Raw genomic sequence first — 13,630 nt, 5'->3', positions numbered from 1 at the left:
TTAATGGCTAATAGCTATAACTCAACCCATGGCCAAGGGGTTTTTCCCGGAACATTGGCGTAGTGAGTTGTCCTTATGTCGTTGCACCCCGTGCGCCCGAAGATACTGGGTTTTATCAGCGAAGAAGTCTCGGCCTGGCTGGTCGCGCTGCTGGTATTGCTCGCCGGCGGGATTCTCACGGGGCTGCTCGCCTGGGCCACCCTCAACGAATTTCACCAGCAATTGCGTCAGCGTTTCCAACTGCTGACCAATGAACGTTACAGCCGCATCGAAGAACGCTTTGAAGATCAAGAGCAACGCCTCGACGGTCTGCGCCGTTTCTTCTCCAATTCTGAATCGGTGTCCCGCGCCGAATTCGACGGTTACACCCAACCTCTGTTACTGCGTACTCAAGCCTATTCGTTCGCCCTCAAGGTCAGTGGCGCCGAGCGCGCGACGTTTGAGCAGCGCGTGCGGGATGACGGCTTGGGCGATTTCACCATTCGCGAACTGAATGCCCGTGGCGAACTGCAACTGGCCGCTTCCCGCGATGAATACGTGCCGGTGCTGTACAGCCAGACCCAGAGCAAGCTCGGCTCGCCGTTGGGTTACGACTTGCTCGCGCAACCGATGCGCCGTGACACGCTGATGCGTGCCGATCAGTTGAACAATCTGGCGGTGTCGCAACCGTTGCACCTGGTCAGCACCGAACCTTCCTACGCGCGCGGGGTGCTTTTGGTGGCTCCCGTGATCCATGAGGGTGAGCAGCAGTCGTTCGGTTATGTCGCGGCGGTGATCAGCATGCGCCAGCTGCTCGCCGACGGCTTGCCGGACGCATTTCATGACTATCTGTCGGTGCGCATTACCGATCTGTCGACCAATGATCAGCACGAAGTGTTGTTCGAATCGACCAATGAGCCGGCGCCGAGTGACTTGTCTGCGACTCGCCTGTTGCGAATGGCCGATCACGACTATCAGGTCGATATCCTGCCGAGCGAAGCGTTTATGCAGGCCAACCATTCGTCGGTTGGCAGCATCGTGATTCTCGGTGGACTGCTCAGCGTTTTGCTCAGTGCGCTGCTGTATGTGCTGGTCAGTCAGCGTCAGCGCGCGGTGCGCATGGTCGAGCAACGCACCGAGGAACTACACGCCAGCGAACAGGAATTGCGCGGCACCCATGGTCAGTTGCGCGGGGTGCTTAACGCGGCGACACAAGTGGCAATCATCGCCACCGACCTGCGCGGCGTGATCAGCACGTTTAATCCCGGCGCCGAGCAAATGCTCGGTTACAGCAGCGCTGACGTTATCGGCCACATGACCCTGGAAAACCTGCATCTGCCGCGAGAACTCGCCACACGTTCGGCGGAGTTGAGCGCGCGTTACGGCAAAAGCATTCCGACTTGCCACGCGATGCTGGTTGAGGGCGGCGAAGTCGGTGGTCATGAAGCGCGCGAGTGGACGTTGGTGCGCAGCGATGGCAGTCATCTGCCAGTGAACATGCTCGCCACCCCGGTGCTCGACGAGCAGGGGCTTTGGGTCGGGCATCTGGCGATCTGCATCGACATCACCGAGCGCAAGCGTGTGCACGAGGCGCTGGCGGCACGGGATGTGTTGCTGAAGAAACTCAGCGCCCATGTACCCGGCGGCATTTACCAGTTCAAGATGGAATTCGACGGGCGCTTCAGCGTGATCTACGCCAGCGACGGCATTCGTGAGATCTACGAGCTGGAGCCGGATGTGTTGCTACTGAATGCCGAGGCGATCTTCACCCGCATTCATCCGCAGGACACCACGCGGGTGCGCGCTTCGATCCGTGAGTCGGCGGACAACCTCAGCCCGTGGCGCGAGGAATACCGCGTGCAACTGCCCGAGCGCGGCCTGCGTTGGGTGCGCGGCGAGGCGACGCCGGAAGAGCTGCCGGGCGGCGGAGTGTTGTGGCATGGCTACATCTCCGACATTTCCGACCTCAAACGCGTCGAGGAAGAACTGCGTGCGCTGTCGGTGACGGACTCGCTGACCGGCATTCATAACCGCCGTTATTTCCAGGAACGCCTGACCACTGAAATGGCTCGGGTCGAGCGTGGCGGCGGCGAGTTGTCGGTGATCATGCTCGACATCGACCACTTCAAACGCATCAACGACCAGTACGGGCATGCCGTGGGCGATCGGGTTTTGCAGGCGGTGTGCGAACGCATTGGCCACCGGTTGCGGCGCACCGATGTGTTCTGCCGTTTGGGCGGCGAGGAATTCATGGTGCTGTGCCCGGACATCGACGGCGAGCACGCGCACATGCTGGCGGTTGAGCTGTGGCAGGGCTTGCGGGGCGCGCCGGTGGATGTGGTCGGCGTAGTCACAGCGAGTTTCGGCATCGCCAGTTGGCGCACGGGAGAGGGCGCGGATGCGCTGCTGCTGCGCGCGGATTCCGGCGTGTACGCGGCAAAACAGGGCGGCCGCGATCGCGTCGAACAGATGAGCTAACGCCAAACCCTTGTAGGAGCAAGGCTCGCCCGCGAAAGCGTCAGTTCAGTCACCCACTTCATTGACTGATACGACGCCTTCGCGGGCGAGCCTTGCTCCTACAGAAGATCAAAAGATCGCAGCCTTCGGCAGCTCCTACATGTTCACCTGTAGGAGCTGCCGAAGGCTGCGATCTTTTGCTTTTAGAGCACTGACGCAGTCTGCGGCAGCTTCGGCTGGCGATACAGATCCAGCAGCACCTGATCGAGCACTGACGAGGCGCCAAACGGGGCTTTGTCGTTGAGGATCGCCACCACCGCCCAGGTATTGCCATTGACGTCACGGCTGAAGCCGGCAATCGCCCGCACGGTGTTCAAGGTGCCGGTCTTGACGTGCGCTTCGCCGCGCATTGCGGTGGTTTTCAGGCGTTTACGCATGGTGCCGTCGGTGCCAGCGATCGGCAGCGAGCTGATGTATTCAGCGGCATACGGGCTGTGCCACGCGGCTTGCAGCATGTTTGCCATTTCACGGGCGCTGACGCGTTCAGCGCGGGACAGGCCGGAGCCGTTCTCCATCACCAGGTGCGGCGCGGTGATGCCTTTCTTCGCCAGCCACTGACGGACAACGCGTTGCCCAGCCTTGGCATCATCGCCGTCGGCGTCGTTGCGGAATTTCTGGCCGAGGCTCAGGAACAGCTGCTGGGCCATGGTGTTGTTACTGTATTTGTTGATGTCGCGAATGATCTCGGCCAGATCCGGCGAATAAGCGCGAGCCAGCAGTTTGGCGTTGCTTGGCGTGGTCGCCAGGCGATCGCGGCCCTGAATGCTGCCGCCCAGTTCTTTCCAGATCGCGCGCACGGCGCCGGCGGTGTAAGTCGCGTGGTCGAGCAGCGACAGATAAGTCTGCGAGCTGCAGCCTTCGCCCAACTGGCCGCCAACAGTCACGGTCACGCTGCCATCGGCTTGCGGCACCGGGTTGTAGCGCACGCCGCCGGTGCATTGCTTCGACGGCAGGGCTTTGACGGTGTTTTCGATGTGGATGCTGGCAATCGGCGGCTCGACCGAGATCAGTACGCGGCCACCGTCGTTGCGCGCGACAAAGCGCAGGGCTTTGAGGTTGACCAGCAGCGAGTCCGGCTTGACCAGGAACGGCTTGTTCTCATCATTGCCGTCATCGTTGAATTCCGGCAGTTGCGGCTGGATAAAGAAGTTGCGGTCGAGCACCAGATCACCGGTGATCTGCGTCACGCCGTTGGCGCGCAGGTCGCGCATCAGCAGCCAGAGTTTTTCCATGTTCAACTTCGGATCGCCGCCACCCTTGAGGTAGAGGTTGCCGTTGAGAATGCCGCCGCTCAGTGTGCCGTCGGTGTAGAACTCGGTTTTCCACTGATGATTGGGGCCGAGCATTTCTAGCGCCGCGTAGGTGGTCACCAGTTTCATGGTCGAGGCCGGATTGACCGACACGTCGGCGTTGAACACGGTCGCCGTGCCCGGCCCGTCGAGCGGCACCATCACCAGCGACAGGGCGCTAGGTTGCAATTTGCTCGCCTTGAGGGCTTTTTCGACGTTCGGGGTGAGGGAAGTATTGATGGTGGCAGCGGAAACAGGCAGGGCCAGAGGCAGAAGAAGGCCGGCGAGAAACAGTGGACGCAACGATTTGATCATATGAAATAAAACCCTACAGCCGAGGGGAAAAAGACGAGGACATGGATGAAAAGGTCCTCAGTGGTCACGAAAGTGTCGGCATTATGCCCCAAGGTGTAACCGATTGTGGCTTCCTCGGGGTGGCGATTCATTGATTTTTTTACAGGCGGTCGGCCTCTGTGTCCAGAGAGGCGGGCAAACGATTGCTGAAACTGGTAAAGTGCCCGCCGTATTTACTTAAGAGGATTGTTCCAATGGCGACTAACCGTTCCCAGCGTCTGCGCAAAAAACTGTGCGTTGATGAATTTCAAGAGCTGGGTTTCGAACTGAACCTGGACTTCAAAGAAGACTTGTCCGAAGAAGCCATTGACGCTTTCCTCGAAGCATTCATCAAAGAAGCCATGGAAGCCAACGGTCTGGGTTATGTTGGCGGCGACGACTTCGGTCTGGTTTGCCTGCAGAAGCGTGGCTCGGTCAACGAAGAGCAGCGCGCTGCCGTTGAAGCCTGGCTGAAAACCCGCTCCGAGCTGACCAAGTATGAAGTCAGCCCGTTGCTGGACGTTTGGTATCCGGAAAAGCCGATCAACGCGGCTAAGTGATACTGAAAAAAACGGCGACCTGAGGGTCGCCGTTTTTTTTCGTCGATCAAAAGATCGCAGCCTCGTTTCACTCGACAGCTCCTACAGGGGAGCGCGATCTCCTGTAGGAGCTGCCGAAGGCTGCGATCTTTGCTTTTAAGCTTTGCGCCAGTTCAAAATCAGCAGCGTCAGCACCCCCGCAACAATCCCCCAAAACGCCGACCCGATGGAAAACAGCGTCAACCCCGACGCCGTGACCATAAAGGTAATCAGCGCCGCTTCCCGTTCCTTCACCTCAGTCATCGCAATGCTCAAACCATTGATGATCGAGCCAAACAGTGCCAGCGCGGCAATCGACAACACCAATTCTTTCGGCAACGCTGCAAACAACGCGGCCAATGTCGCGCCGAACACCCCGGCAATCCCGTAGAAAATCCCGCACCACACCGCCGCCGTGTAGCGCTTGTTGCGATCTTCATGGGCGTGCGGCCCGGTGCAAATCGCCGCGCTGATCGCCGCGAGGTTGATGCCGTGGGAGCCAAACGGTGCCAGCAACAGCGAGGCGATGCCGGTGGTGGTGATCAGTGGCGAGGCGGGGACGGTGTAGCCATCGGCGCGTAAAACGGCGATGCCGGGCATGTTCTGCGAGGTCATCGCCACCACGAACAGCGGGATGCCGATGCTGATGGTCGCCGCCAGCGAGAAATGCGGCGTCGTCCACACGGGCGTCGCCACTTCCAGATGAAAACCGCTGAAATCCAGCAATCCCATGAAGCCCGACAGCGCGGTGCCGATCAGCAGTGCAGCGAGCACGGCATAACGCGGCGACAGGCGCTTGACCACTAAATAAGTGAAGAACATCCCCAGCACCAAACCCGTGCGGTGCTGTGCGGCGACGAAGATTTCGCTGCCGATCTTGAACAGAATCCCCGCCAACAACGCCGCCGCCAGGGATGCCGGGATCTTTTTCACCAGCCGTTCGAAGCTGCCGGTCAGCCCGCAAATGATCACCAGCACCGCGCAAGTGATGTAGGCGCCAATGGCTTCGCCGTAACTGACGCCACCCAGACTGGTGATCAGCAGTGCCGCGCCGGGCGTCGACCAGGCTATGGTGATTGGCGTGCGATAGCGCAGCGACAGGCCGATCGAACACACTGCCATGCCGATCGAAATCGCCCAGATCCACGAAGAAATCTGCCCGCTGGTCAGGCCCGCCGCTTGCCCGGCCTGGAACATCAGCACCAGGGAGCTGGTGTAGCCGGTCATCATCGCGATGAAACCGGCGACGATCGCCGACGGCGAAGTGTCGGCCAGGGGGCGGAGCTGAGTGTGCGTGGCGTCGTTCATGACGGCGGTGTTCCTTCTACAGATAGTATTCCCCTGTAGGAGCTGCCGAAGGCTGCGATCTTTTGATCTTTCTTCTAGAAAATCAAAATCAAAAGATCGCAGCCTTCGGCAGCTCCTACATTGAGATAGAGACGGGCGGCGGATTTCGGGATCAAGCCTAAACTCAATCGTAACGGATCGTTGCAATACAGCCGAACTCACAAACAGCCGTACAGTCGTGTTGCCACCATCCATTGTGTACAATCGCGGTGTTTTTTACGCGATACTTGCCAGCGACCTACTGTGCCGTATTACAGTCACGGTCTATTCGCCGCAGTTCTCCCGACTCGAGTGCCCATGAACGAACAGTTGCAACCCCTCAAGAAACAGCCGCGAGCAGGCAAAGCCGGCCGCAGCGGAACCCAGGACGATATTGTCTACGCGCATATCTTCGAGGCCATCCTCGAACAGCGTCTGGCGCCCGGCACCAAGTTGAGCGAAGAAGCGCTGGGGGAAATCTTTGGGGTCAGCCGCACCATCATTCGCCGCGCGCTGTCGCGTCTGGCCCATGAAGGCGTCGTGCTGTTGCGGCCGAACCGTGGCGCCGTCGTCGCCAGCCCGAGTGTCGAGGAGGCGCGTCAGGTGTTCCTCGCCCGTCGTCTGGTCGAGCGCGCGATCACTGAGCTGGCGGTGCAACACGCCACCGCCGAGCAGATCGCCGAACTGCGCCAGATGGTCAACGATGAGCGCGACAGCTTCTCGCGCGGTGATCGCGGCGCCGGTATTCGTCTGTCGGGCGAATTCCACCTGAAACTGGCGGAAGCGGCGATGAACGCGCCGTTGATCAGCTTCCAGCGCAGCCTGGTGTCGCAGACATCGCTGATCATTGCCCAGTATGAAAGCGGCAACCGTTCGCACTGTTCCTACGACGAACACACCCAGTTGATCGACGCGATTGAAAAGCGCGACGGCGATCTGGCGGTGCGTTTGATGATGCATCACATGGATCACATCGACAGCAAGCTCAACCTCGACGAAGAAAGCGCGTCGGATGATTTGCATGCGGTGTTCTCGCATTTGTTGCAGACCAAGAAGCCTGGGCGCCCTGCAGCAAAGGTCTAAAGATCGCAGCCTTCGGCAGCTCCTACAGGGGCGTGCGATCCAATGTAGGAGCTGCCGCAGGCTGCGATCTTTTGATCGTCCTGACAGGCAATAAAAATCCCCCGGGGTGAACACCAACGGGGGATTTTTTTATGCCTGATCGTTCCCACGCAGAGCGTGGGAACGATCATGGAGTAGGGTGGATTAGCGCTGATGCACCAGCGCACCCGCCGCATACGTCTGCTGCACCGTACGATCATCACCCAGCGTCATCAACACAAACAACGACTCGGCAATGTTGTTGGCCTGCTTCAAGCGATAGCTCAGCAGCGGCGTCGCGTTGTAGTCCAGCACCAGGAAGTCAGCGTCGGAACCCGGTTGCAGGTTGCCGATCTTGTCTTCCAGACGCAGCGCCCGCGCGCCACCCAGCGTCGCCAAGTACAGCGACTTGAACGGGCTCAGTCGCGCACCTTGCAGCTGCATCACTTTGTACGCTTCGTTCAGCGTTTGCAGCAGCGAAAAACTGGTGCCGCCGCCGACGTCAGTGCCCAGACCGACGTTGAGTTTGTGCTTCTCGGCCATCGGCAGATTGAACAGGCCGCTACCCAAGAAGAAGTTCGACGTCGGGCAGAACGAGATCGCCGAGCCGGTTTCCGCCAGACGCGCGCATTCGTCGTCGCACAGGTGCACGCCGTGGGCGAACACCGAGCGCTCGCCGAGCAATTTGTAGTGGTCGTAAACGTCGAGGTAGCCCTTGCGCTCCGGAAACAGTTCCTTGACCCACTCGATTTCCTTGAGGTTCTCGCTGATGTGGGTCTGCATGTACAGATCCGGGTATTCAGTCAGCAGTTGCCCGGCGAGGGTCAGTTGTTCCGGGGTGCTGGTCGGTGCGAAACGCGGGGTCACCGCGTAGTGCAAGCGACCCTTGCCGTGCCAGCGCTCGATCAGCGCCTTGCTTTCGACGTAGCTGGATTCGGCGGTATCGGTCAGATAATCCGGCGCGTTACGATCCATCATCACCTTGCCGGCGATCATGCGCAGATCGAGCTGCTCGGCCTTTTCAAAGAACGAGTTCACCGACTGCGGGTGCACGCTACCGAACACCAGCGCGGTGGTGGTGCCGTTGCGCAGCAGTTCCTTGATGAAGATATCCGCGACGTCGTCAGCATGCGCCTTGTCGCCGAACTGGCTTTCGCACGGGAAGGTGTAGGTGTTCAGCCAGTCGAGCAGTTGCTCGCCGTAGGCGCCGACCATGCCGGTTTGTGGCAAGTGAATGTGCGTGTCGATGAAGCCCGGGGTGATCAGGGCGTCCTGATATTGGGTGATTTCGATGTCCGCCGGCAGGGTCGGCAGCAAATCACTGGCGTGGCCAAGGGCGCTGATCTTGCCGCCATCGACCACCAGCAGGCCATCCTCGAAATACTCGTAGGAGGCTTCGATCCCGACTTCGGCGGGGTCGGCAATGCTGTGCAGGATGGCGGCGCGGTAGGCTTTGCGAGTCAGAGGCATGAGGGTTCTCTAATCAGTTTGAGGCTTTGAGTTTGGCGGCCTGACTGCGCCGCGAAACCGGCAGCAGTTTGGCAATCGGTTCGGCACTGGCAGTCTGCTGGCCGAAGTTGGCGTTATAGGTGGCGATGATTTCGCCGGCGATGGAGATGGCGATTTCCACAGGCAGTTTGCCTTTGACTTCGCCAATGCCCATCGGGCAGCGCATGCGTTGCACGACGCTACTGTCGAAACCGCGATCGCGCAGACGGTGTTCGAACTTCGCGCGTTTGGTCTTCGAGCCAATCAGGCCGAAGTAGGCGAAGTCGTTGCGTTTGAGGATCGCGGCAGTGAGTTCAAGGTCGAGCTGATGGTTGTGGGTCATGACGATGCAATAACTGCCGGCGGGCAGGTCATCGATTTCATCCACAGGCTCTTCGGACACGATTTTACGCACGCCGTGGGGGATGTGTTCGGGGAATTCGGCATCGCGCGAATCGATCCAGCGCACCCGGCAGGGCAGGCTGGCGAGCAGCGGCACCAAAGCGCGGCCGACGTGGCCGGCACCGAACACGGCGATTTGCGCCTGTACCTGGCCCATCGGTTCGAACAGCAACACGGTGGCGCCGCCGCAGCACTGGCCGAGGCTGGCGCCGAGGCTGAAGCGCTCCAGATGGGTGTCCTGCTTACCGCTGGCGAGCATGTCGCGGGCGATCTGCATGGCTTTGTATTCCAGATGCCCGCCACCGATGGTGTCGAAGCTCTGGTTGGCGCTGATGACCATTTTCGAGCCGGCGTTGCGTGGCGTCGAGCCGAGTTCTTCGATGATCGTCACCAGCACACAGGGCTCGCCCTGGTTCTGCAGGTCGGCGAGGGCGTCGATCCAGTTGTACATACACACCTCTCAGATCGTTCCCACGCTCTGCGTGGGAATGCATCACTGGACGCTCCGCGTCCGCTGTTCAGGATGCGACGCAGAGCGTCGCGGGCTGCATTCCCACGCAGAGCGTGGGAACGATCATCAAACAACCTCGGTCTCAGCTTCGACGGCCTTCACCGCCTTCAACTGCCGCATCTGCTCACAACCCCACAACACCCGCTCCGGCGTCGCCGGCGCATCAATCTGCGGCTGATGCTTGTAATCCCCGAGGCTCGCCACCGCATCCTTGATCGCACACCACGACGCAATCCCGAGCATGAACGGCGGTTCACCGACAGCCTTGGAATGGAACACCGTGTCTTCCGGGTTCTTGCGGTTTTCCACCAGTTTCACGCGCAGGTCGAGCGGCATGTCCGCCACCGCCGGGATCTTGTAGCTGGCCGGGCCGTTGGTCATCAGCTTGCCTTTGTTGTTCCAGACCAGCTCTTCCATGGTCAGCCAGCCCATGCCCTGGATGAAGCCACCCTCAACCTGACCGATGTCGATGGACGGGTTCAGGGAAGCGCCGACGTCGTGAAGAATGTCGGTACGCAGCATCTTGTACTCGCCGGTCAGGGTGTCGACGATCACTTCGCAGCATGCCGCGCCGAAGGCGAAGTAGTAGAACGGACGGCCGCGCGCCTGGCTGCGGTCGTAGTAGATTTTCGGGGTCTTGTAGAAGCCGGTGCTCGACAGCGACACCTGATTGAAATACGCCTGCTGGATCAGCGCTTCAAAAGTCAGAATGTGATCACGCACCCGCACATGGCCGTTGTGGAATTCAACGTCTTCTTCAGTGACTTTGAAGTGATGCGCAGCGAATTCGACCAGACGTTTCTTGATGATTTCTGCCGCGTTCTGCGCCGCTTTACCGTTCAGGTCAGCGCCGCTGGAGGCGGCGGTCGGCGAGGTGTTCGGCACTTTGTCGGTGTTGGTCGCGGTGATCTGCACACGGTCGATTTCCACCTGGAACACTTCGGCCACGACCTGCGCGACTTTGGTGTTCAGGCCTTGGCCCATTTCTGTGCCGCCATGGTTCAGGTGGATGCTGCCGTCGGTGTAGATGTGGATCAGCGCGCCGGCCTGGTTCAAGAAGCTCGCGGTAAAGGAAATACCGAATTTCACCGGGGTCAGCGCCAGGCCTTTTTTCAGGATCGGGCTGTTGGCGTTGTAGCGACGAATCGCTTCGCGACGCTCGTAGTACTGACTGCTTTCTTCCAGTTCGGCGGTCATTTCCTCGAGCATGTTGTGCTCGACGGTCTGGTAGTAATGGGTGACGTTGCGCTCGGTCTTGCCGTAGTAGTTGGCCTTGCGCACCGACAGCGGATCGACGTTCAAGTGACGGGCAATCGCGTCCATCACTTCTTCGATCGCGACCATCCCTTGCGGGCCACCGAAACCACGGTAAGCAGTGTTCGACGCGGTGTTGGTCTTGCAGCGATGACCGTTGATGGTCGCGTCGCCGAGGTAGTACGAGTTGTCCGAGTGGAACATCGCACGGTCAACGATCGACGCGGACAAGTCCGGCGAGCAGCCGCAGTTGCCGGCCAGGTCCATGTTGATCCCGTGCAGGCGCCCGGTGCTGTCGAAGCCAACGTCGTATTCGACGTAGAACGGGTGACGCTTGCCGGTCATCAGCATGTCTTCAACGCGCGGCAGGCGCATCTTGGTCGGCTGACCGGTGAGATGCGCAACCACCGCGCACAGGCACGCCGGGCTGGCGGCCTGAGTTTCCTTGCCACCGAAACCACCGCCCATGCGGCGCATGTCGACGACGATTTTGTTCATCGACACGTCGAGCACTTCGGCGACCAGTTTCTGTACTTCGGTCGGGTTCTGCGTCGAGCAGTAAACGATCATGCCGCCGTCTTCGGTCGGCATCACCGAGGAGATTTGCGTCTCCAGGTAGAAGTGTTCCTGACCGCCGATGTGCAGCGTGCCTTGAATGCGGTGTTCAGCGGTTGCCAGCGCAGAGGCTGAGTCGCCGCGCTGGTGGGTGTGGCTGTCGAGCACGAAGTGGCGTTTGCGCAGGGCCTCAACCACGTCGAGCACAGGTTCGAGGTCTTCGTATTCGATGATCGCGGCCATCGCCGCTTTGCGCGCGGTTTCCAGATCTTTCGCCGCAACGGCGAGCACCGGTTGACCAACGAACTGCACGTCATCGATGGCCAGCAACGGATCGCCCGGCATCAACGGGCCGATGTCTTTCAGGCCCGGCACGTCTTCGTGGGTGATGGCGATGCGCACGCCTTCGAAGGCGTAGCACGGCGAAGTGTCGATGCTGATGATTTTCGCGTGGGCGCGATCCGACATGCGTGCATACAAGTGCAACTGGTTGGGAAATTCCAGACGGTCATCGATGTACTGCGCTTCACCGGACACGTGTTTGGCGGCGCTGTCGTGCTTGACGCTGCGGCCGACACCGGAGGTCAGATCCTTGGCGAACAATTCAGCCAGTTCAGCTTGAGTTTTCTCTACGCCGTGATGGTTAGACATAAGCGGTCACCCGAGTCTCGATGTGCGGTGTTTGCAGTTCGATGAAGTATTTACGCAGCAGGTTTTGCGCACTGAGCAGGCGATATTCCTTGCTGGCGCGGAAGTCCGAGAGCGGCGTGAAATCCTCCGCCAGTGCGGCGCAGGCCCGTTCGACCACAGCGTTGTTGAACGGCGCACCGATCAGCGCAGCTTCACAGTGGGCCGCGCGTTTCGGGATCGCGGCCATGCCGCCGAACGCCATACGCGCATCGGTGATCACGCCGTTTTCCACGCGCAGGTTGAACGCTGCGCAGACGGCGGAGATGTCATCGTCCAGGCGCTTGGAGACTTTGTAGGCGCGGAACAACTGCTCGGCCGTGGCGCGCGGCACGATGATCTTCTCGATGAACTCACTTTCCTGACGGGCAGTGACTTTGTAATCGATGAAGTAATCGTCGAGGTTCAGGGTGCGGCGGGTTTCACCTTTGCACAGCACAACCTGCGCGCCGAGAGCGATCAGCAGTGGTGGCGAGTCACCGATCGGCGAGGCGTTGCCGATGTTGCCGCCGAGGGTGCCCTGATTGCGGATTTGCAGGGAAGCGAAGCGGTGCAGCAGTTCGCCGAAGTCCGGGTACTCGGCGTTCAACGCTTCGTAGCAGTCGGAGAGGGCAGTGGCGGCGCCGATTTCGATGCGGTCATCGAAGGTTTCGATGCGCTTCATTTCCGCGACGTTACCGACGTAGATCATCACCGGCAGGGTGCGGTGGAACTGGGTGACTTCCAGCGCCAGATCGGTACCGCCAGCCAGCAGACGTGCTTGGGGATAAGCGTCATAAAGGTCGGCCAGATCGGCGACGGTCAGCGGCACCAGGCAGCGCTTGTCGCCACTGTTCAGTTCGCCGATATCGGTCGGAGCGATAGCTTTCAGACGAGCAATGGTCTCCGCTTCGCGGGCATCGAACTGATCCGGTTGCTTGCCGCAGCAGGATTGCTCGGCAGCCGCCAGAATCGGCCGGTAGCCAGTGCAACGGCAGAGGTTGCCGGCCAGTGCTTCGTGGGCTTTGGCGTGATCGGGTGCATCGCTGTTCTTTTGCAGGGCGAACAGCGACATGACGAAACCGGGGGTGCAGAAACCGCACTGCGAGCCGTGGCACTCGACCATGGCTTTCTGCACGCTGTGCAGTTCACCTTTGTGCTTGAGGTCTTCGACGCTGATCAATTGTTTGCCATGCAGCGACGAGACAAAGGTCAGGCACGAGTTGAGGCTGCGATAGCGAATGTGTTCGCGGCCATCGTCATCCGTTTGCAACTCGCCGACCACTACGGTGCAGGCGCCGCAGTCACCGCTGGCGCAACCTTCTTTAGTGCCGGATTTACCAACGTGTTCACGCAGGTAGTTGAGCACGGTCAGATTCGGGTCCAGGGCGTGCTCGCTACGGAGTTCCTGGTTAAGTAAAAACTGGATCACGGAAGGCCTCGCAGACTCATTATTGTTGTTAACCGACTTGAGCCGAATTTAGCAGGTCTGACTTTTCGGTCAATGGTTTTCTGACTTAAAGGTCAGGAAAATCCATTTCGTCGATCAACAACGTGTCTATTCAGTATTGACCTTCATTGGTCAGCCTGGTTTTTTGTTTGGTTTTCTAAAGAAAACTGCGGGAATCGTG

Annotated in this window: 9 protein-coding genes; 3 read left to right on the top strand and 6 right to left on the bottom strand. The window is 59.8% G+C overall.

Annotated elements, in window-relative coordinates:
* The first annotated feature begins 75 nt into the window (after positions 1–75).
* On the top strand, positions 76–2,457 hold the full coding sequence (locus tag ACP3TY_RS16155; RefSeq protein ID WP_426617983.1) for a sensor domain-containing diguanylate cyclase: 2,382 nt from the start codon (positions 76–78) through the stop codon (positions 2,455–2,457).
* Between the two features lie 182 nt (positions 2,458–2,639).
* Here the strand turns inward: ACP3TY_RS16155 and dacB are convergent, their stop codons facing one another.
* The gene (gene dacB, locus ACP3TY_RS16150; protein ID WP_053118738.1) at positions 2,640–4,100 is read right to left on the bottom strand and encodes a D-alanyl-D-alanine carboxypeptidase/D-alanyl-D-alanine endopeptidase; all 1,461 of its coding nucleotides are present in this window, start codon (positions 4,098–4,100) and stop codon (positions 2,640–2,642) included.
* A 233-nt stretch (positions 4,101–4,333) separates the two neighbouring features.
* Here dacB and ACP3TY_RS16145 point away from each other — a divergent pair, with 233 nt between their 5' ends.
* Entirely contained in the window at positions 4,334–4,678 is a 345-nt protein-coding gene (locus ACP3TY_RS16145; protein WP_007916365.1) for a YggL family protein, read from the top strand.
* 135 nt (positions 4,679–4,813) lie between these two features.
* Here ACP3TY_RS16145 and ACP3TY_RS16140 read toward each other — a convergent pair whose 3' ends face one another.
* Complete coding sequence (locus tag ACP3TY_RS16140) at positions 4,814–6,004, bottom strand: benzoate/H(+) symporter BenE family transporter (RefSeq protein WP_400651102.1); 1,191 nt, start codon at positions 6,002–6,004, stop codon at positions 4,814–4,816.
* Between the two features lie 336 nt (positions 6,005–6,340).
* Here ACP3TY_RS16140 and ACP3TY_RS16135 point away from each other — a divergent pair, with 336 nt between their 5' ends.
* Positions 6,341–7,105, top strand: a complete 765-nt coding sequence (locus ACP3TY_RS16135) for a GntR family transcriptional regulator (RefSeq protein ID WP_426617982.1) — start codon at positions 6,341–6,343, stop codon at positions 7,103–7,105.
* A gap of 183 nt (positions 7,106–7,288) precedes the next feature.
* On the opposite strand, the gene guaD is transcribed toward ACP3TY_RS16135, so the two are convergent.
* The 4 genes from guaD to xdhA all read right to left on the bottom strand — a co-directional run bounded on the left by guaD (position 7,289) and on the right by xdhA (position 13,431).
* Positions 7,289–8,593, bottom strand: a complete 1,305-nt coding sequence (guaD, locus tag ACP3TY_RS16130) for a guanine deaminase (protein WP_159813696.1) — start codon at positions 8,591–8,593, stop codon at positions 7,289–7,291.
* 13 nt (positions 8,594–8,606) lie between these two features.
* Positions 8,607–9,464: a xanthine dehydrogenase accessory protein XdhC gene (xdhC, locus tag ACP3TY_RS16125; RefSeq protein WP_426617981.1), complete on the bottom strand. Its 858-nt coding sequence runs from the start codon at positions 9,462–9,464 to the stop codon at positions 8,607–8,609.
* Positions 9,465–9,590: 126 nt separating this feature from the next.
* Positions 9,591–11,984 (bottom strand): xanthine dehydrogenase molybdopterin binding subunit, encoded by a 2,394-nt coding sequence (gene xdhB / locus ACP3TY_RS16120; RefSeq protein WP_426617980.1) that lies wholly within the window; start codon positions 11,982–11,984, stop codon positions 9,591–9,593.
* Positions 11,977–13,431: a xanthine dehydrogenase small subunit gene (gene xdhA / locus ACP3TY_RS16115; protein ID WP_426617979.1), complete on the bottom strand. Its 1,455-nt coding sequence runs from the start codon at positions 13,429–13,431 to the stop codon at positions 11,977–11,979. The genes xdhB and xdhA overlap by 8 nt, the downstream gene beginning before the upstream one ends.
* Positions 13,432–13,630: the final 199 nt, after the last annotated feature.

The sequence above is a fragment of the Pseudomonas rustica genome (assembly GCF_049959085.1).
GTDB lineage: Bacteria > Pseudomonadota > Gammaproteobacteria > Pseudomonadales > Pseudomonadaceae > Aquipseudomonas > Aquipseudomonas rustica.
This window is presented reverse-complemented; position numbering and strand designations above follow the sequence as displayed.

Bases quoted from the DNA above. Each gene is read 5' to 3' on its own strand.
- ACP3TY_RS16155 (WP_426617983.1), top strand. From the start codon at position 76: ATGTCGTTGCACCCCGTGCGCCCGAAGATACTGGGTTTTATCAGCGAA.
- dacB (WP_053118738.1), bottom strand. From the start codon at position 4,100: ATGATCAAATCGTTGCGTCCACTGTTTCTCGCCGGCCTTCTTCTGCCT.
- ACP3TY_RS16145 (WP_007916365.1), top strand. From the start codon at position 4,334: ATGGCGACTAACCGTTCCCAGCGTCTGCGCAAAAAACTGTGCGTTGAT.
- ACP3TY_RS16140 (WP_400651102.1), bottom strand. From the start codon at position 6,004: ATGAACGACGCCACGCACACTCAGCTCCGCCCCCTGGCCGACACTTCG.
- ACP3TY_RS16135 (WP_426617982.1), top strand. From the start codon at position 6,341: ATGAACGAACAGTTGCAACCCCTCAAGAAACAGCCGCGAGCAGGCAAA.
- guaD (WP_159813696.1), bottom strand. From the start codon at position 8,593: ATGCCTCTGACTCGCAAAGCCTACCGCGCCGCCATCCTGCACAGCATT.
- xdhC (WP_426617981.1), bottom strand. From the start codon at position 9,464: ATGTACAACTGGATCGACGCCCTCGCCGACCTGCAGAACCAGGGCGAG.
- xdhB (WP_426617980.1), bottom strand. From the start codon at position 11,984: ATGTCTAACCATCACGGCGTAGAGAAAACTCAAGCTGAACTGGCTGAA.